Consider the following 18,453-nt stretch of genomic DNA (forward strand, 5'->3'; position numbering starts at 1 on the left):
AGATTGACATGGCAACCGGCACCGTTAAGTGGTTCAACTCGGAAAAGGGCTTCGGCTTCATCGAGCAGGACGGCGGCGGCCCCGACGTCTTCGCCCACTACTCGAACATCGCGTCCTCGGGCTTCCGTGAGCTCCTCGAGGGCCAGAAGGTCTCCTTCGAGGTGACGCAGGGCCAGAAGGGCCTGCAGGCCGAGAACATCGTTCCTGCCTGATCGTCGCAGCGCGCGAACCTCACAGCCGAGGCCCGCACCGGAAGGTGCGGGCCTCGGCTTGCGCTGTCATCGGGCCCAACCGGGCCCAGAGCCGCACCGGCTCAGAGGTCCGGAAGTCCAGCGACCAGGAAGGCATTACTGCATGAACCGCTCCGAACGCCCGGCACGCCCCGCCCGCAAGCGCCCCGCCACCGCAGGCGGAAACACCGGCGGCAGGGGACGGCCGTCCGGCCAGGCGAAGGGCTCCGCGCACGGCGCGAGGAAGTCCGGCAACCGCAGGCCGAAGCCGGTCCAGGGCGGCGAGTTCGCCCTGCCCGAGAGCGTCACGCCCGCCCTGCCCGCCGTCGAGGCCTTCGGTGAGCTGGACATGCCCGAGGCCCTCCTGAAGACGCTGGCCGCCCAGGGGGTCACCGACCCCTTCCCGATCCAGGCAGCCACGCTCCCCAACTCCCTCGCCGGGCGCGACATCCTCGGCCGCGGCCGGACCGGTTCCGGCAAGACCCTCGCCTTCGGCCTGGCCCTCCTGGCCCGCACCGCCGGCCACCGCGCCGAGCCGAAGTCGCCGCTCGCCATGGTCCTGGTCCCCACGCGCGAGCTGGCCCAGCAGGTGACGGACGCGCTCACCCCGTACGCGACGGCGGTCAACCTCCGCCTCGCCACCGTCGTCGGCGGCCTCTCCATCACCCGCCAGGCGAGCACCCTCCGCCGCGGCGCGGAGATCATCGTCGCCACCCCCGGCCGCCTCAAGGACCTCATCGAGCGCGGCGACTGCGACCTGTCGCGGGTCCGCGTCACCGTCCTCGACGAGGCCGACCAGATGGCCGACATGGGCTTCATGCCGCAGGTCACGGCGCTGCTCAAGCAGGTCGAGCAGGGCGGCCAGACCATGCTCTTCTCGGCGACGCTCGACAAGAACATCGACCGGCTCGTACGGATGTTCCTCACCGATCCCGTCGTGCACTCCGTCGACCCGTCCGCGGGCGCGGTGACGACGATGGAGCACCACGTGCTCTACGTCGCCGACGAGACGGACAAGAAGGCCGTCGCCATGCGCATCGCCGCCCGCGAAGGCCGCGTGATCATGTTCCTGGACACCAAGCGCGCCGTGGACCGCTTCACCAAGCGGCTCCTCGCCAACGGCGTCCGCGCCTCCGGACTGCACGGCGGACGCTCGCAGCCGCAGCGCAACCGCACGCTCGACCAGTTCAAGAACGGCCAGGTCACCGCGTTGATCGCGACGAACGTCGCGGCCCGCGGCATCCACGTCGACGACCTCGACCTCGTCGTGAACGTCGACCCGCCCACCGACCACAAGGACTACCTCCACCGCGGCGGCCGCACCGCTCGTGCGGGCGAGTCCGGCAGCGTCGTCACCCTCGTCCTGCCCGACGAGAAGCGCGAGATGACGCGGCTCATGACCGACGCCGAGATCCGCCCGAACACGGCCCGCGTCACCTCCTCCGACGAGGAGCTGGTGCGGATCACCGGGGCGCGCGAGCCCTCCGGCGTGCCGGTCGTCATCGAGGTGCCGCAGCCGCAGCAGCAGCCCGCCGCACGGGGCGGCGCCCAGCGGCGCCGGCGTCCGCGCGGCGCCGGAGGCGCTGCCGCGGGCCAGGGTCAGGGCCAGGGGCAGCGCAGGGTTCCCCGTCAGGGTCAGGGCCAGGGCGGTCAGGGCCAGGGCGGCCAGGCCAGGAGCGGTTCCGCCGGGGCCGGCGGCAACGGCGGCGGCGGTCGTGCCCGCCGCGGGCGCGCCGGTGGCGGAGCACAGGGAGGCCGCCGCTCCGCGGCGTGACACCGCTTCCCGTCGTACCAGTACGAGAACCGCCCGCAGCCCCTCGCCGAGGCTGCGGGCGCGCCGGAAGGAGCCCGCCCGATGACACCGGAGCGCGAACCCGTCGCCCTGCCCCTGCTCGACGACGACCGTGCGGCCCTGCGCGCCGACTGCGGCAGCTGCTCCGGGCTGTGCTGCGTGGCCCTCACCTTCTCCAAGTCCTCGGACTTCCCCGTGAACAAGGACGCGGGCGAGCCCTGCGGCAACCTGGCGGAGGACTTCAGGTGCGGCATCCACCGCGACCTCCGGGACAAGGGTTACCGGGGTTGCACCGTGTTCGACTGCTTCGGTGCGGGGCAGCGGGTCTCCCAGGGCACCTTCGAGGGGCGCGACTGGCGTCGGGATCCGGCCACCGCGCGCCAGATGTTCGAGGTCTTCCCGCTCATGCGGCAGATCCACGAACTGCTCTGGTACCTGACCGAGGCGCTCACCCACCCGCAGACCCGGCCGATCGCCGCCGACCTGGAGCGCGTCCTCGCCGAGACCGAGCGGCTGGCCCAGGGCAGCCCCGACGCGGTCGCCCGGACGGACGTCGCCGCGCACCGCCAGGTCGTCAACACGCTCCTGCTGCGCACCAGCGAACTCGTCCGTGCCGAGCACCACGGCCAGAGCGGTCGCGGAGGGAAGGGCGGCAAGGGCGGCAAGGGTGCCAAGAAGAAGGACCGCAGGGGCGCCGACCTCATCGGCGCGCGGCTCAAGGGCGCCGACCTCAAGGGCGTCGACCTGCGCGGCGCGTACCTCATCGGCGCCGATCTGCGCGACGCCGACCTGCGGGCGGCCGACCTCATCGGCGTGGACTTCCGCGACACGGACCTGCGGGGCGCCGACCTGACCGGCGCGCTCTTCCTCACCCAGTCGCAGGTGAACGCGGCCAAGGGCGACGACCGTACGAGACTCCCCGCCGCCCTCCACCGTCCCGGGCACTGGTCCCAGGACTGATCACCTGGCCGCGAGCCGCTACGTGTCGCACTCCAGCACCGTCCGGCACAGCGTGCACCGCACCCGCATCCGGCCCCGCACCGGCACCCGGATCCGCTGATGGCAGGTGGGACAGGGGAACGTCACGCGGAGCGCGCCGCGACCGCCGCTGCCGTCGCCGTCGTCGGAGAAGCTGTACGCCCCCGCGGCCCCCGACGCCCCCGCCCCTCCGTTCGCCGTCGCCCCGCCCCGCCCCGCCGTCCCGTGCTCGCGCGCGTACCGCCGGTCCTTCGCGTACCGCCGCCGCCCCGCCCACCCCGCCGCCGTCAGCGGCGGCTGCTGCTCGTCGCGGCGGGCCTGGGCGAGCCCCTTCGTGTACGCCGTGTAGGCCTGCGCGCTGGTGAACCACGTCTCCGGCGCCTCGCCGAACGCCAACGCCCGCTTGGCCAGGACGTATCCGAATTCCTCCGGGGTCAGATAGCCGAGCTTCTGCGAGGAGGCGCCGTCCTCGCGGTAGGCGTCGAGCAGCAGCCAGCCCGCGCCCAGGTACGTGGTGGCGGTGTCGGTCAGGATCTCGTTGTCGCGCGTGCCGGGGAACGACAGGTCGAGCCGGTGCAGATACACGTGCATGACCTCGTGGGCGAGGGCCGCGCCGATGTCCCTGCGATGCGTGCGGAAGCGGTCGTTCAGTTCGATGAAGTACTCGGGCCCCGCGGCGAGTTCGACGGACGCGGCGTGCTGCATCTCGCGGAAGCCGACGATCATCCGGGCGTCGGGCAGGTGCAGGTGCCGCACCATCTCGCGGGCCACCCGCTGCGCGCCGAGGTGCAGGTCGTCCTGGTCGCCGAAGGCCACGTCGGCGGGGGCAACGCTGGCCTCGAAGGAGTGCACGGTGTCGTACGAGAGGCGTTTGTAGAGCGCCGTGACGGCGGCGCGCACGGTCTCCAGATGGGGGTAGCCGTGCACGACTGGACCGCCGTCGACCGTCACGTCCGTACCTCCTGACGCCACCCACCGGACACCGCGACCGGCCCTGCCCGGGCATCGCGATCCGCCTCAACTGTACGGCGCTCGCCTCGCCCCGACCGGATCCCGGCGACACGCCGTGGCCGGAAACCGCCCCTTGTCGTGAGCGGACACCGATCTCCATAATCCGCAACAACGCTTTGGCGGGCACATGTCACCCACGCGCATCCAGTGACGGCGCGACTGGGACGGCAGGGTTCGTCACGCGTGCACTGCCCCGCGAACCCCCCACCAAGGAGAGCCAGTTGAAGACCAAGATGCGTGGAGTGAAGAGAGCCGCCACCCTGGGCGCGATCGCGCTCGCCACCGTCAGCCTTCAGCCCGTCGCCGCCCAGGCGGCCCCGCACCCGGGCCCGGAGCCGAGCCCGAGCGTCGTCGGCGGCACCCGCGCCCAGCAGGGTGAGTTCCCGTTCATGGTCCGTCTCTCGATGGGCTGCGGCGGCGCTCTGTACGCGCAGAACATCGTGCTGACCGCCGCCCACTGTGTGGACGGCTCCGGCAACAACACCAGCATCACCGCGACCGCCGGCGCCGTGGACCTGCAGAGCAGCTCCGCGATCAAGGTGAAGTCCACCAAGGTCCTCCAGGCGCCGGGCTACAACGGCAAAGGCAAGGACTGGGCGCTCATCAAGCTGGCGAAGCCGATCGACCTGCCCACACTGAAGATCGCCAAGGACACCAAGTACAACAAGGGTGACTTCACCGTCGCCGGCTGGGGCGCCACCAGGGAAGGCGGCGCCCAGCAGCGCTACCTCATGAAGGCGACCGTCCCGTTCGTCAGTGACGCCGACTGCCAGGCCGCCTACGGCAACGAGCTGACGCCCGCCGAGGAGATCTGCGCGGGCAGGCTCGCCCAGGGCGGCGTGGACACCTGCCAGGGCGACTCGGGCGGCCCCATGTTCCGCAAGGACGACACCGGCGCGTACATCCAGGTCGGCATCGTCAGCTGGGGCAACGGGTGCGCGCGGCCGCAGTACCCCGGCGTCTACACCGAGGTGTCGACCTTCGCGGGTGCCATAGCCACGGCGGCCTCGCAGCTCTGAGGCCGGACGCCGTCGGGGCCTCCGCGGCCCCGACGGTTAGTCCAAGACCTGTCCCTCCTTTGTCCATGGGCGCGTCCGCCCCACCCGACGCATGGTGAGCGGCACGAATTCCGTCCCGTGGAGGGGTGCCGCATGCCGCCGTCAGACAGGTCAGGGCCGAGCCGTCGAGTCGTGGTCGCCACCGGCGCGATCGCCGGAATGGGCGTCGCCCTCGGCGCGGGCGGCAGCGCGTTCGCCGCACCCGCCGCACCCGGCACCGGAAGACGCCCCGCGGCCGAGGCGGTCCTGCGCTCCGCCGACCTGGACGTGCGCGTCGCCACCGCCTTCCCGAGCATCGTCTCGTACACCGACCGCGCGAGCGGCGCCCTGCTGCACGGCCGCGCCGACGCCCCCGCCACCGTCCTCATCGACGAGGCCGAGCACACCCCCAAGGTCACCGTCACGACGCGCCGCTCACGCGCCGCGTACGTCCTGACTTTCGACGGCGGCACCCGGATCGACGTCGAGATCACGGTCGAGGGCCGACAGGTCCACTGGCGCGTCACGAAGATCACGGACACGGCCGCGCTGCGCGTCGGCACCCTGCGCATCCCCGGACTCACCCTGCTCGCCGTGCGCAGCGACCAGCCCGGCGCCGCGCTCCTCGCCGCCAAGGTGCAGCTCGACAAGGCCAAGAGCGGCGACACCCTCGTACGACCCGCGAAGGACACGCCCGCCGAGGCGCCGACCGGCTGCGCGTACGCCGTCGTCGCGCACGACCGCCTCGGCGGCGCCGTCGAGACGAACACTGTCTACGACAAGCCCACCTCCGAGGCCGGCACCACCTGGGAGAACGGGCGCCTGTGGCGCGAGACGGTACGAGCCGGTGACCACGCCGAGGCACGTCTGGCGCCCGGCCAGTGGACGCACCGCGCCGCCACCGCCCCCATCGATGCCACCGAACCCCTCCCGTACGCCACCGTCGTCATCACCGGTGACCGCAACGGCGACGGCAAGGTCGACTGGCAGGACGCCGCGATCGCCTTCCGCGACATCATGGTCACCCCCCTCGGCGCCGACGAGCAGCACCTACGGGTCGTCCCGCACATCCCCTTCAACTTCGCCTCGCAGGCCACCAACCCGTTCCTCGCCACCCTCGACAACGTCAAGCGCATCCACCTGGCGACCGACGGGCTGCGCCAGTACACGCTCCTCAAGGGCTACCAGTCCGAGGGCCACGACTCCGCCCACCCCGACTACGCGGACAACTACAACACGCGCGCGGGCGGCCTCGACGACCTCAACACCCTGGTCCGCGAGGGCAAGAAGTGGAACAGCGACTTCAGCGTGCACGTCAACGCCACCGAGTCGTACCCCGTCGCCAAGGCGTTCTCCGACGAACTCGTCGACAAGAACAACGAACAGTGGGACTGGCTCGACCAGAGCTACCGCATCGACCAACGCCGCGACCTTGTCTCCGGAGACATCGTCAAACGCTTCGCCGACCTGCGCGCCCAGACCCACCCCGGCCTGAACGCCCTCTACATCGACGTGTTCCGCGAGTCCGGCTGGACCTCCGACCGCCTCCAGCGCGCTTTCCGCGAACAGGGCTGGACCATCACCACCGAGTGGGGCCACGGCTTCGAGCGCTCCGCGATCTGGTCGCACTGGGCCACCGAGACCGACTACGGGGGCGACACCTCACGCGGCATCAACTCCCGCCTCATCCGCTTCGTCCGCAACCACCAGAAGGACGTCTTCGCCGACAAGTGGCCCACCCTCCTGGGCGTCGCCCGCATGGGCAACTTCGAGGGCTGGGTCGGCAAGACCGACTGGCACGCCTTCTACGCCCTGATCTGGACCCACTCACTGCCCGCCAAATACCTCCAGGCGTACCCCGTCAAGACGTGGGGCGAGCACGACATCAGCTTCTTCGGGAAACCGGGTACGACCGTCTCCGACGCCACCGGAAAGCGCCGCATCACCACCGACGGAAACGTCGTCTACGAAGACGGCCGCTACCTCCTGCCCTGGGAACCCCGCAAGGCAGACGACCCCGCCAAGCTGTACCACTACAACCCCTCCGGAGGGACCAGCACCTGGCAGCTGCCCCGTGGCTGGGCACGCCGCTCCCGCGTGGCGCTCCACCGGCTCACCGACCAAGGGCGCGTCTTCGAGTCGTACGTCTCCGTAGTGGGCGGAAAAGTCACCCTCAAGGCGGAGCCGAAACAGCCCTACGTCCTCTACCGCGAGCGCGCCGCCGCCCCGCCCGACCCGCGCTGGGGCCAGGGCACCCCCCTGCACGACCCCGGATTCCACTCCGGGTCCCTCAAGGGGTGGAAGGTCACCGGCCCCGCCTCCGTGGAACTCAGCCCCCTCGGCGACCACGAACTGGTCATCGGCGCGGGCGGCGCCGCCTCCGTCGGACAGCGCCTCGCCCGCCTCAAGGCCGGCACCTACGTCGCGTCCGTGCAGGTCGAAGTCGGCGAGAAGCCGGGGGAGCGGCGCACCGCCACCCTGCAGGTGCGCACCGCGGACGGCATCACCGCCGCCAACTCCACCGACACGTCCACCGCCGGGAACTACGTCGCCGCCGACCGCAAGCACGGCACCCGCTTCCAACGCATGTTCACGCACTTCACCGTCCCCGAAGGCGGCGGCACGGCCGAGCTGACGCTGCGCGCCGCGGCGGGCGACGCACGCGTGCGCTTCGACAACGTACGGATCACCGCGACCCCGCGCCCCGCCAAGCTGCCCCGCGCCACCCTCGCCCACGAGGACTTCGAGCACGTCCCGCAGGGCTGGGGCCCCTTCGTCAAGGGCGACGCGGGCGACGTCACCGACCCGCGCACCCACATCGCGCAGCGCCACGCCCCGTACACACAGCGCGGCTGGAACGGCAAGGCGATCGACGACGTCATCGACGGCACGAACTCGCTGAAGTCACGCGGCGAGAACACCGGGCTCGTGTACCGCACCGTCCCGCACACCGTCCGCTTCGAACCCGGCAAGCGGTACCGCGTCTCCTTCCGGTACGAGAACGAGAAGGCGGGCCAGTACGCCTGGATCACCGCCGTCGACGAACCGGCACCCCGCGAACTCGACCGCAAGGACGTGCCGGTCGCCACCGGCCCCACCACGCTCTCCTACGAGTTCACCGCCCCCGCGAAGGGCGAGGCCTGGGTGGGCCTGCGCAAGACCGGCGACGACGGCAAGGCGGAGTTCGTGCTCGACGCGTTCGAGGTCAGTGAGGTCTGAGAATCCGAGCCGCGCAACGGGCCCGCCCCCTCTCCCGTGGAGGGGGCGGGCCCGGTCGTGGCGGGAGCCCTACGCGAACCGGACCGTCTCCCCGCCCTCCTCCAGCTCCAGAACCCACACCTCGTTCGCCCCGGCCCGCAGCACAGGACCGGGCACGTACAGCGTCGTCTGCGGCCCCGCCGACCAGTAGCGGCCCAGATTGAAGCCGTTCACCCACACGAAGCCGCGGGTCCAGCCAGGCAGCGCCAGGGACGCGTCACCCGGCGAGGAGACCTCCACCGTGCCCCGGTACAGACCGGGCCGCCCCTTCCCGGAACCCGCCACCGGAACCGCCCGCACCGCCGACGCCACGTCGAACGCGTCCAGGCGCAGCGCCCGCGCCCGCACCCCGTGCAGATACTGCCGCTCGTGCAGGATCCCCCCGGTGATCCCCTTGGACTCACCCGTCCGCGGCCCGTAATTGACCCGCCCCAAGGACTCCACCCACAGCTCCACGCGCGCGTGCCCCGCCACCGGGTCGAGCAGCGTCGGCGTGCCCTCCGTGAGAACGCCGGCCCGCTCCCCGTCGACGTACACCACCGCCCGATCCCGCAGCCCCCGCACACTCAGCGGATACGGCTCACGCGGCCCCGGCACCGTCACCGCGTACCGCACCAGACCGCGATCCACGTCCAGCTCCTCGAACGTGGGCGGAACGGCGTGCTCCGCCTCCGGAGAGCCCAGCACGTCAAGGACCGCGTCCAGCGGCGCCCACTCCGACAGGGCCGCCGACACGGGCTCGCCCAGCGACGGCAGCGGGGCAGGCGGCTCCGGCAGGGCAGTGGACGCGTACTCCGCGAGGACCTTACGGAACGCCCAGAACTTCGGCGTCACCCGGCCGAACTCGTCGACGGGCGCGTCGTAGTCGTACGACGTGACGTCCGGCTGCAGCTCACCGTCGTGCAACGCACCGCCGCCCCGGTTGGCGCCCGCCCAGCCCGCGAAGTTCGTACCGCCGTGCGCCATGTACAGATTCACCGACGCACCGCACTCCAGGATCTCGCGCAGCGCCGCCGCGGCGTCCTCCGCGCCCCGCACGACATGCTCCGCACCCCAGTGATCGAACCAGCCGCACCAGAACTCCATGCACATCAGCGGACCCTTCGGCCGGTGCCCGCGCAGCGTCCCGAAGCCCGCCCGCGCACCCGACCCGAAGTTGGCCGTCGCCAGCACCCCGGGAATCGAACCCCCGGTCAGCATGTGGTCCTCGGGCCCGTCCGACGTGAACAACGGCACCTCGACGCCCGCCGCGAGCAGCAGATCCGCAAGCCGCCGCAGATACACCCCGTCCGAGCCGTAACTGCCGTACTCGTTCTCGACCTGCACCATGATCACCGGACCGCCACGGTGCCGCTGCCGCTCCACGACCTGCGGCAGAAGCCGCCGGAACCAGCGGCTCACATGCCCCACGTACTCCTCGTCACGCGTCCGCGCCCGCGCCCCCACCGCACCCGTCAACCAGTGCGGAAGCCCCCCGTTCTCCCACTCCGCGCAGATGTAAGGGCCCGGCCGCACGATCGCCCACAGGCCCGCCTCGTGAGCCGCGTCCAGGAACCGGCCCAGCGCCTCGACATCGCGGTACACGCCCGGGCGCGGCTCGTGCAGATTCCACGGGACGTACGTCTCCACGCAGTTCAGGCCCATCGCCCGCAGCATCGCGAGACGGTGACCCCACTGCGCCTCGTGCACCCGGAAATAGTGCATGGCACCGGACAACAGCCGCACCGGCCGCCCGTCCACCTCGAAATCGTCCTCGCCGACCCTGAACCCGTTCATCGCGTCCTCTCGCTCACGTCCCGCCCACGATCACCTCTGGCGGGCCGCAGGGTCCATGGACAAAGATCGAGCCCGGTTGGACGCAAGGAGCGGGCCAGCGCCCGGACGAAAGGGACGCACGCGGATGTACCACACGTGGATGCGGTATTTCACCCCCAGCCCGGCCCACCACAAACTCGGCCTCGCCTGTCTCGGCGTCGGCCTGCAGCACGGCCTCCTGCCGACCGTCGGCCCCCGCACCCTCGACCACCACGTCGCCGTCGTCATCAGCTCCGGCGGCGGCTGGTTCCGCGGCCCCGACGGCCGCCGCACCACCGTCACCGCACCCGCCCTGATCTGGCTCACCCCCGGCGCCCGCCACCACTACGGACCCGACCCCGACACCGGCTGGGACGAGTGCTTCGTCGACTTCACCGGACCCGCCACCACCACGTACACCGAACTCGGCTACATCGAACCCACCCGCCCCGTCGTCCCCCTCTCCGACGCGGCAGGCGCCCGCGCCGTCGTCGCCCGCATCGCCCGCGCCGCCCGCCGCGGCAACCCCCTCCTCGAAGTCGAGACCGGCGCCGCCGTCCACGAACTCCTCGTCGCCCTGCGCCGCGCCCGCGCCGACATCGCCCCCGACGGCGACCCCGTCCTCCAGGCCCTCGCCCGCGACGCATTCCAGCCCCTGTCCGTCGCCGAACACGCCGCCCGGCACGGCATGACCCCCGCCGAACTGCGCACCGCCGTACGACGCGGCGCGGGATGCAGCCCCAAGGACTACCTCCTCGGCATCCGCCTCGGCCGCGCCAAAGAACTCCTCGCCGCCACCGAACTCCCCGTCGCCGCCGTCGCCCGCCGCGTCGGCTACGACGACCCGGCGTACTTTTCCCGCCTTTTCACCCGCCGGGTCGGAATGGCCCCCGTACGCTTCCGCGACCAGCAGGGAAGGGCCGTACCCGGCGGCTGGTCCCACCAGATACCCGACCCCGAGCACCCACCCATTTTGCGCTCTTCCGCCGGTGGCGGCCCCGGAGCCGCCACGTAGGCTCGGGGACCATGACCACCAGCCACACCAGCGACGACCACGTGAACGGCACGACCCCCGCCCAGGCCGCGGACGAAGCCGTGCGCGCCGAGCTGTCCCGCCTGCGCGACAGCATCGACAACATCGACGCCGCCGTCGTCCACATGCTCGCCGAGCGCTTCAAGTGCACCCAGCAGGTCGGCCACCTCAAGGCCCAGCACCACCTGCCGCCCGCCGACCCCAGCCGCGAGTCACGCCAGATCGCCCGCCTCCGCGAACTCGCCGAGAGCGCCAAACTCGACCCGGCGTTCGCCGAGAAGCTCCTCAACTTCATCATCGCCGAGGTGATCAGGCACCACGAGAGCATCGCGGACAACAGCCTGGTCGGCGGCGACGCGCCCAGGGCGTAACACACCCCGGGCGCCCCCGGTCACCCGGTCTTCGCCGGACCCGCGTCGCCCAGATCCAGGGGATTCAGGCGCACGCCGCCCAGGTCCATGCCGCCCAGGTGCAGGCCGCCCTGGTCCAGCACCACACCGCCGGCTTCGGTCTCCTCGGGACCGGACACGGCCCCCGGCTGCTTCGCGGGCTCCTTCACGGGGTCCGGCATGGAGACCTTCCCGGACTGCATGCACTGGTCGTGGATCGCGGCCGGGTCCAGGCCGTCGACCTTGACGACCTGAACGGCGGCGATCTGCTCGATGGCCTTCTGCACGCTCGCGCAGACGGTCTCCAGGATCTTGGCGTCCGGGGCCGCGGGAGCCGTCGGAGCCGTGGGCGGCGGCGGATCCGCGGCGACGGCGGTACCCGCCGTCGCGAGCGGCCCGAAAACAGCGGCGGCGGCCAGCCCGACACAGGCCAGGGTGGTGCGAGTACGCATGATTCTCCCTTGAACAAAGCGGTTCCGTCAGTACGTCCCACCTCATTCACCGACCCCGCACGCCGGGCCGCACGCGGGACACCCCCATTCAGCGGGTCACCCCACCACTCCCGGCGTACCGGCCGGGCGGCACGGTCCACCGGAAACAACTCCTACGACTAAGTCGGTGCCATCGGGCAGCATGGCCCCCATGCCCGTACTGACGCGCGACGAAGCGCAGACCCGAGCCCAGCTCATCGACGTCCACCGGTACACGGTCGAGCTCGATCTGACCCGGGCGGCCGACCCCGCCCGCGACACCTTCGACTCCCACACCGTCATCCGCTTCAGCGCCCGCACCCAAGGCGCCACCTTCGTCGAGCTCAAGCCCGCCGAGCTGCGCTCCGTCACCCTCGACGGGCAATCGCTGGACCCCACCGCACTCGTCGACAACCGGCTCGCCCTCGACGCCCTCACCCCCGGCGAACACGAACTCCGCGTCGACGCCACCATGCGGTACTCCCGCACCGGCGAAGGCATGCACCGCTTCACCGACCCCACCGACGGCGAGACGTACCTCTACACCCAGCTCTTCATGGAAGACGTGCAGCGCGTCTTCGCCGCCTTCGACCAGCCCGACCTCAAAGCCGTCTTCGAGCTGACCGTCACCGCCCCCGAACAGTGGACCGTCCTCGCCAACGGCACCACCGAACACCTCGGCACCGGAAAATGGCGCGCCGCACCCACCCCCCTCATCTCCACCTACCTCGTCGCCGTCGCCGCGGGACCCTGGCACACCGTCCGCACCGAACACCGCGGCCTGCCCTTCGGCATCCACTGCCGCCGCTCCCTCGGCCCCTACATGGACGCCGACGCCGAGGAAATCCTCGACATCACCCGCGCCTGCTACGACCGCTACCACGAGAAATTCGACGAGCCCTACCCCTTCGACTCCTACGACCAGGCGTTCGTCCCCGAATTCAACGCCGGCGCCATGGAGAACCCCGGACTCGTCACCTTCCGCGACGAATTCATCTACCGCTCCGCCGTCACCGACACCGAACGCCAGACCCGCGCCATGGTCATCGCCCACGAAATGGCCCACATGTGGTTCGGCGACCTCGTCACCCTCCGCTGGTGGGACGACATCTGGCTCAACGAGTCCTTCGCCGAGTACATGGGCTTCCAGACCACCGCGGAAGCCACCCTTCCCCAAGCTCTCAACTCCGTTCGAGCAGGGGACACCCCATCCACGGACCCGTGGACCGACTTCGGCATCTCCCGCAAATCCTGGGGCTACGACGCCGACCAACGCCCCTCCACCCACCCCGTCGCCCCCGACCCCGACGCCGTCCCCGACACCGCCTCCGCGATGCTCAACTTCGACGGCATCTCCTATGCCAAGGGCGCCAGCGCCCTCCGCCAGCTCGTCGCCTGGCTCGGCGAGAAGGACTTCCTCGCCGGCATCAACACCCACTTCGCCCGCCACAAATTCGGCAACGCCACCCTCGCCGACTTCATCGACTCCCTCGCCCACGCCACCGATCGCGACGTCCACGCCTGGGCCGAAGCGTGGCTGCGCACCACCGGCGTCGACACCCTCACCCCCAAGGTCACCCACACCGGCCGCACCTGGACCCTCACCGTCGACCGCGACAGCGGCCCCGACCACGAAGGCGGCCGACCCCACCGCATCGCCGTCGGCGTCTACGACCGCGACCTCTCCGGAGCCCCCGCCCTCGTCCTGCGCGAACGCTTCGAGACCGACGTCCCCGCCACCGGCACCGACACCCCCCGCGACGGCGGCCGCCCCGCCCTCATCGTCCCCAACGACCAGGACCTCACCTACGCCAAGATCCGCCTCGACGACGTCTCCGAGGAAACCGCCCTGCGCGGCCTCTCCGGCGTACCCGACGCCCTCACCCGCGCCGTCCTGTGGAACAGCCTCCGCGACATGGTCCGCGACGGCGAACTCGAAGGCACCGCCTACCTGGAAGCCGCCCGCGCCCACCTCCCCGAGGAAACCGACCTCGCCATCGTCCAAGGCGTCCTCGGCTTCGCCACGCTCCACATCGCCGACCGCATCGCCACCCCCGCCCAACGCCCCGCCGCATTCGCCGTCCTCGGCGACCTCTGCCGCGACCTCATCCGCCGCACCGAAGACGGCACCAACCCCGGCCTGCGCCTCACCGCCGTCCGCGGCTACATCGACGTCGCCACCCAGCCCGCACCCCTCCAGGCCTGGCTCACCGAAGGCACCGTCCCCGGCGGACCCGAACTCGACCCCGAACTGCGCTGGCGCGTCCTCACCCGCCTCGCCGTCCTCGACGCCACCGACGAGACCGCGATCGCCGCCGAACTCGAACGCGACCCCAGCGCCACCGGCCGGGAAGGCGCCGCCCGCTGCCGCGCCGCACTCCCCGACGCCGCCGCCAAACGCGCCGCCTGGGACGCCATGTTCGGCTCCGACGACCTGTCCAACTACCTGTTCACCGCCACCGCACAAGGCTTCTGGCAACCCGAACAGGCCGACCTCGTCAGGGAATACGTCCCCCGCTACTACGAAGACGCCGTCGCCCTCGCCGCACGCCGCGGGCCCGCCATGGCCGAAGCCGCGGGACGGTACGCCTTCCCCGCCCCTATCGTCGACACCGAAACCCTCCGCCTCGGCGAACGCTGCCTCCGCGACGCCGACCCCACACCGGCCCTGCGCCGCAAGCTCGTCGACCAACTCGACGACCTGGCACGGGCGCTGCGCGTACGGGAGAGCGGGGCGGACACGGCCGACGAGGTGGGCTGAGACCGGCCGGGGGCGGGCGGGGGAGTGTGCCTTTCCCCCCGACCTCGGGAGCCGGGGCGTGTGGCGGCGCTGGGGGAGGGGGCAGCGCCCCGCCCCCGGCTCAGCCGGAACCCGGCAGGATCGCCGTCCCGCCCCCCCGGGACACCCCTAGGGCCTGTGTCGGAAGTCCCGCCTGCCCCGCGACGCCCGGCACAGGCCCTAGCACTCCCCGCACCCCCACACGTTTTCTCCGCACGGCAGTACCACTTTCGGGTTCCCTTCGTCGCGGTATTCGGGCGAACCCCTCACGCGGCGTACAGGCTGGTGCCCCTGTACGCGCACCCGAAGGACAGCCCCATGAGCACCCCGCGTACCCCGCACACCCCGCCGCCCCTCGCCGGCGGCGCCCAAGGAGCCGACGCCCTCGAGCCATTACTCGACATCGCGCTCCACGCCCTCCGCACAGGCGCCACCGCCCGCGGCGGACCCCTCCCCGCAGGCGGCCCCGAAGCCGTCGCCGCACACGTCCACGCCGCCACCCACCCCGTACTGCCCGACCACGGCACCGGCCCCGAAACAGCGCTCCGCACCCTCGTCCACACCCTCACCGCAGGCGCCGCCGACCCCGCCGAACCCCTCTGCGCCGCCCACCTCCACTGCCCACCCCTCGCCGTCGCCACCGCCGCCGACCTCGCCGCGTCCGCCCTCAACCCCTCCATGGACTCCTGGGACCAGGCCCCCGCCGCGACCGCCCTCGAAACACTCGTCACCCGCGCCCTCGCCGCCCAGATCCACGACAACGGCGACGCCCTCATCACCACCGGCGGCACCGAAGCCAACCAGCTCGCCCTGCTCCTCGCCCGCGAAGCCCCCGCCACCCGCGGCCCCGTCCGCCTCATCACCGGCGCCAACGCACACCACTCCCTCACCCGCGCCGCCTGGCTCCTCGGACTCCCCGAACCCGTCACCGTGCCCGCCCCCGCGGGCACCCTCGACCCCGCCGCACTCGACGACGCCCTCACCGAACTCGGCGGCCCCCCGGGCACCTGCCTCGTCGCCGCCACCGCAGGCACCACCGACGCCGGCCTCATCGATCCCCTCGACGACATCGCCGACCTCTGCGCAGCCCACGGCGCCCGCCTCCACATCGACGCCGCCTACGGCGGAGGACTCCTCTTCAGCGACACCCGCAGAACACAACTGCACGGCATCGCACGCGCCGACACCGTCGCCCTCGACCTCCACAAACTCGGCTGGCAACCCGCCGCCGCAGGCCTCATCGCCGTCCGCGACCCCCACGACCTCGACGCCCTGAACCACCGCGCCGACTACCTCAACGCCGACGACGACACCGACGCGGGCCTCCCCGACCTCCTCGGCCGCTCCCTGCGCACCACCCGACGCCCCGACGTACTCAAAATCGCCGTCACCCTCAAAGCCCTCGGCCGCACCGGACTCGGCCGACTCGTCGACCAAGTCTGCGACCAGGCACGGCAGTTCGCCGAACTCATCGACGCCCACCCCGCCTTCGAGCTCTACGACACCCCCGCCATCAGCACCGTCCTGTTCCGCCCCACCCACGCCACCGACGACCACATCGCCCACGTACGACGACGCCTCCTCACCGAAGGCACCGCCGTCCTCGGCCGCGCCGACCTCGACGGCCGCCGCTGGCTCAAGACCACCCTCCTCAACCCCCACACCCGCCCCGGCGACCTCAGCGCACTCCTCAAGCTCGTCGAAGAAGCCGCAGCGACACACACCTCCGAAACCCTCTCCACCCCCACCTCCACCGACCCCACGAAAGGAACCGACCCCCGATGACCGGCACCCCCGACCACCCCGGCCCCCAACCGCCCACCACCACCCCCGAAAACCCCCGAGACCTGGTCGGCATCGGCATCGGCCCCTTCAACCTCTCCCTCGCCGCCCTCGCCCACCCCCTCACCGAACTCGACACCGCCTTCTACGAACAACGCCCCGACTTCCACTGGCACCCCGGACTCCTCATCGACGGCGCCACCCTCCAAGTCCCCTTCCTCGCCGACCTCGTCACCCTCGCCGACCCCACAAGCCCCTGGACCTTCCTCAACTACCTCAGAACCCGCGAACGCCTCTTCCCCTTCTACTTCGCCGAGCGCTTCCACATCCAACGCGCCGAATACGACGCCTACTGCCGCTGGGTCAGCGAAAACCTCCCCGCACTCCACTTCGGACACCAGATCGACGCCGTCCGCTGGAACCCCGAACGCGACCTCTTCGAAGTCGACTACACCCAACTCGACACCGAAGGCGAAGCCGAAGCCCTCGGCCGCACCCACACCCGGAACATCGCCCTCGGCATCGGCACCGCCCCCTACATCCCCGACCCCCTCAAACCCCTCGCCGAAGCCCCCACCGTCCCCGTCATCCACTCCGCCGACTACCTCGACCACCGCGAACTCCTCCGCACCGCCGACCACGTCACCGTCATCGGCTCAGGACAGTCCGGCGCCGAAATCTTCCTCGACCTGCTCCGCACCCGCCCCGCAGGACGCGAGAAGATCCACTGGCTCGCCCGCACCGAAGCCTTCGCCCCCATGGAGTACTCCAAGCTCGGCCTCGAACACTTCACCCCCGACTACACCCGCTACTTCCACGCACTCCCCGAAGCCGTACGCGACGGCCTCGTCCCCCACCAATGGCAACTCCACAAAGGCATCGACACCGACACCATCACCGCCATCCACGACGAGCTCTACCGCCGCACCCTCCACGGCGGCTGGCCCGACGCCGTCCTCACCCCCGGCGTCTCCGTACGCACCGCGGGACGCGTCGCCACCACCCGCGTCGAACTCCACCTCGAACACCTCCAACAAGGCACCCGCTCCCGCCTCACCACCGACGCCGTCGTCCTCGCCACCGGCTACCGCGAACGCCCCCTCGACCAACTCCTCGCCGGCCTCGACCCCTACATCCGCAAGGACTCCTCAGCCCGCCCCCGCATCGACGACCAGTACCGCCTCGTCCTCGACCCCTCCGTCACCGGCTCCGTCTACGTACAGAACGCCGAACGCCACACCCACGGCGTCGGCACCCCCGACCTCGGCCTCGCCGCCTGGCGCAGCGCCACCATCCTCAACAGCCTCACCGGCCGAAACCCCTACCCCCAGCCACAACGCACCGCCTTCACCAGCTTCGGCCTCCAGACCCCCGACCGCCCCACCAACACCACAGCCCGCATCGGCGAACAACGCACCAACCTCGTACGCCTCAAGACGTGACCACACCCGAGACCGGCCCCCCGAGCTCCCCGACACGCGCCACCACCCGCCGCGACATCGGACACGACCACACCGCGACACCCCTCACCACCCCGGCCGCCAACGGATGCGCGTCGGGGTGCTCCGGACACTCCGGCCACACAGCGGGCTTCAACTCCGCACACAGCGCCTCGACCGCCCAGTCCTGCGCCTGATCCGCGAAGTCCGCCACCTGCTCCGCATCACTCGCCCCGAACCGCGGCACGAGCCCCGCACCCGAACCGTCGGGACCATAGAGCATCACCAGCTCACCGACCGCGGCGTCCCACTCCTCGCGGACCCTCACCCGCACCGCACACGTGGCCTTCACATCGCGGAGCACCGGCTCCAACAGCGTCGCAAGTTCCTCGTTCATGGGCTGAATTGTCCGGCCCCAAGCGCTCATACGTCCGCGAATATTCCTCCGCAAAAAGGGCCCA

General features: G+C 71.6%; 14 protein-coding genes. 10 read left to right on the forward strand and 4 right to left on the reverse strand.

All coding sequences use genetic code 11. The features are described from left to right. Positions 1–8 precede the first annotated feature (8 nt). The 3 genes from DEJ48_RS29245 to DEJ48_RS29255 all read left to right on the forward strand — a co-directional run bounded on the left by DEJ48_RS29245 (position 9) and on the right by DEJ48_RS29255 (position 2,982). Positions 9–212, forward strand: a complete 204-nt coding sequence (locus tag DEJ48_RS29245; RefSeq protein WP_030362889.1) for a cold-shock protein — start codon at positions 9–11, stop codon at positions 210–212. 142 nt (positions 213–354) lie between these two features. Further along, the gene (locus DEJ48_RS29250) at positions 355–2,004 is read left to right on the forward strand and encodes a DEAD/DEAH box helicase (RefSeq protein ID WP_150219199.1); all 1,650 of its coding nucleotides are present in this window, start codon (positions 355–357) and stop codon (positions 2,002–2,004) included. A gap of 81 nt (positions 2,005–2,085) precedes the next feature. After that, a complete protein-coding gene (locus DEJ48_RS29255) occupies positions 2,086–2,982 on the forward strand; it encodes a pentapeptide repeat-containing protein (protein WP_150219200.1) in 897 nt (298 codons plus the stop codon). Between the two features lie 18 nt (positions 2,983–3,000). On the opposite strand, the gene DEJ48_RS29260 is transcribed toward DEJ48_RS29255, so the two are convergent. Next, positions 3,001–3,951 (reverse strand): hypothetical protein, encoded by a 951-nt coding sequence (locus tag DEJ48_RS29260; RefSeq protein ID WP_150219201.1) that lies wholly within the window; start codon positions 3,949–3,951, stop codon positions 3,001–3,003. Between the two features lie 293 nt (positions 3,952–4,244). Between DEJ48_RS29260 and DEJ48_RS29265 the strand changes: the two genes are divergently transcribed. Both DEJ48_RS29265 and DEJ48_RS29270 read left to right on the forward strand, forming a co-directional pair. Then, positions 4,245–5,030, forward strand: coding sequence for a S1 family peptidase (locus DEJ48_RS29265; protein ID WP_411757551.1), 786 nt, complete (start codon positions 4,245–4,247; stop codon positions 5,028–5,030). Between the two features lie 132 nt (positions 5,031–5,162). After that, a complete protein-coding gene (locus DEJ48_RS29270) occupies positions 5,163–8,267 on the forward strand; it encodes an endo-alpha-N-acetylgalactosaminidase family protein (RefSeq protein WP_150219203.1) in 3,105 nt (1,034 codons plus the stop codon). Positions 8,268–8,336: 69 nt separating this feature from the next. On the opposite strand, the gene DEJ48_RS29275 is transcribed toward DEJ48_RS29270, so the two are convergent. Further along, on the reverse strand, positions 8,337–10,082 hold the full coding sequence (locus DEJ48_RS29275) for a glycoside hydrolase family 35 protein (protein ID WP_150219204.1): 1,746 nt from the start codon (positions 10,080–10,082) through the stop codon (positions 8,337–8,339). Between the two features lie 124 nt (positions 10,083–10,206). Between DEJ48_RS29275 and DEJ48_RS29280 the strand changes: the two genes are divergently transcribed. Further along, the gene (locus tag DEJ48_RS29280) at positions 10,207–11,115 is read left to right on the forward strand and encodes a helix-turn-helix domain-containing protein (RefSeq protein ID WP_150219205.1); all 909 of its coding nucleotides are present in this window, start codon (positions 10,207–10,209) and stop codon (positions 11,113–11,115) included. An 11-nt stretch (positions 11,116–11,126) separates the two neighbouring features. Continuing rightward, the gene (locus DEJ48_RS29285) at positions 11,127–11,504 is read left to right on the forward strand and encodes a chorismate mutase (protein ID WP_150219206.1); all 378 of its coding nucleotides are present in this window, start codon (positions 11,127–11,129) and stop codon (positions 11,502–11,504) included. A 20-nt stretch (positions 11,505–11,524) separates the two neighbouring features. Here DEJ48_RS29285 and DEJ48_RS29290 read toward each other — a convergent pair whose 3' ends face one another. Next, a complete protein-coding gene (locus tag DEJ48_RS29290) occupies positions 11,525–11,974 on the reverse strand; it encodes a hypothetical protein (RefSeq protein ID WP_150219207.1) in 450 nt (149 codons plus the stop codon). 181 nt (positions 11,975–12,155) lie between these two features. Here DEJ48_RS29290 and pepN point away from each other — a divergent pair, with 181 nt between their 5' ends. The 3 genes from pepN (at position 12,156) to DEJ48_RS29305 (ending at position 17,995) form a co-directional block, all read left to right on the forward strand. Beyond that, positions 12,156–14,753 (forward strand): aminopeptidase N, encoded by a 2,598-nt coding sequence (gene pepN / locus DEJ48_RS29295; RefSeq protein WP_150219208.1) that lies wholly within the window; start codon positions 12,156–12,158, stop codon positions 14,751–14,753. A 336-nt stretch (positions 14,754–15,089) separates the two neighbouring features. Next, entirely contained in the window at positions 15,090–16,556 is a 1,467-nt protein-coding gene (locus DEJ48_RS29300) for a pyridoxal phosphate-dependent decarboxylase family protein (RefSeq protein WP_150219209.1), read from the forward strand. Next, a complete protein-coding gene (locus DEJ48_RS29305) occupies positions 16,553–17,995 on the forward strand; it encodes a lysine N(6)-hydroxylase/L-ornithine N(5)-oxygenase family protein (protein WP_150219210.1) in 1,443 nt (480 codons plus the stop codon). The genes DEJ48_RS29300 and DEJ48_RS29305 overlap by 4 nt, the downstream gene beginning before the upstream one ends. On the opposite strand, the gene DEJ48_RS29310 is transcribed toward DEJ48_RS29305, so the two are convergent. Further along, positions 17,985–18,389 (reverse strand): hypothetical protein, encoded by a 405-nt coding sequence (locus DEJ48_RS29310; RefSeq protein WP_150219211.1) that lies wholly within the window; start codon positions 18,387–18,389, stop codon positions 17,985–17,987. The two genes, DEJ48_RS29305 and DEJ48_RS29310, sit on opposite strands and share 11 nt — an antisense overlap. Between the last annotated feature and the right edge of the window lie 64 nt (positions 18,390–18,453).

This window comes from Streptomyces venezuelae (assembly GCF_008642315.1).
Classification (GTDB): Bacteria; Actinomycetota; Actinomycetes; order Streptomycetales; family Streptomycetaceae; genus Streptomyces; species Streptomyces venezuelae_D.

Excerpts from the sequence above, each read along its gene's own strand:
- DEJ48_RS29245 (WP_030362889.1), top strand. The coding sequence starts at position 9 with ATGGCAACCGGCACCGTTAAGTGGTTCAACTCGGAAAAGGGCTTCGGC.
- DEJ48_RS29250 (WP_150219199.1), top strand. The coding sequence starts at position 355 with ATGAACCGCTCCGAACGCCCGGCACGCCCCGCCCGCAAGCGCCCCGCC.
- DEJ48_RS29255 (WP_150219200.1), top strand. The coding sequence starts at position 2,086 with ATGACACCGGAGCGCGAACCCGTCGCCCTGCCCCTGCTCGACGACGAC.
- DEJ48_RS29265 (WP_411757551.1), top strand. The coding sequence starts at position 4,245 with ATGCGTGGAGTGAAGAGAGCCGCCACCCTGGGCGCGATCGCGCTCGCC.
- DEJ48_RS29270 (WP_150219203.1), top strand. The coding sequence starts at position 5,163 with ATGCCGCCGTCAGACAGGTCAGGGCCGAGCCGTCGAGTCGTGGTCGCC.
- DEJ48_RS29275 (WP_150219204.1), bottom strand. The coding sequence starts at position 10,082 with ATGAACGGGTTCAGGGTCGGCGAGGACGATTTCGAGGTGGACGGGCGG.
- DEJ48_RS29280 (WP_150219205.1), top strand. The coding sequence starts at position 10,207 with ATGTACCACACGTGGATGCGGTATTTCACCCCCAGCCCGGCCCACCAC.
- DEJ48_RS29285 (WP_150219206.1), top strand. The coding sequence starts at position 11,127 with ATGACCACCAGCCACACCAGCGACGACCACGTGAACGGCACGACCCCC.
- DEJ48_RS29290 (WP_150219207.1), bottom strand. The coding sequence starts at position 11,974 with ATGCGTACTCGCACCACCCTGGCCTGTGTCGGGCTGGCCGCCGCCGCT.
- pepN (WP_150219208.1), top strand. The coding sequence starts at position 12,156 with ATGGCCCCCATGCCCGTACTGACGCGCGACGAAGCGCAGACCCGAGCC.
- DEJ48_RS29300 (WP_150219209.1), top strand. The coding sequence starts at position 15,090 with ATGAGCACCCCGCGTACCCCGCACACCCCGCCGCCCCTCGCCGGCGGC.
- DEJ48_RS29305 (WP_150219210.1), top strand. The coding sequence starts at position 16,553 with ATGACCGGCACCCCCGACCACCCCGGCCCCCAACCGCCCACCACCACC.
- DEJ48_RS29310 (WP_150219211.1), bottom strand. The coding sequence starts at position 18,389 with ATGAACGAGGAACTTGCGACGCTGTTGGAGCCGGTGCTCCGCGATGTG.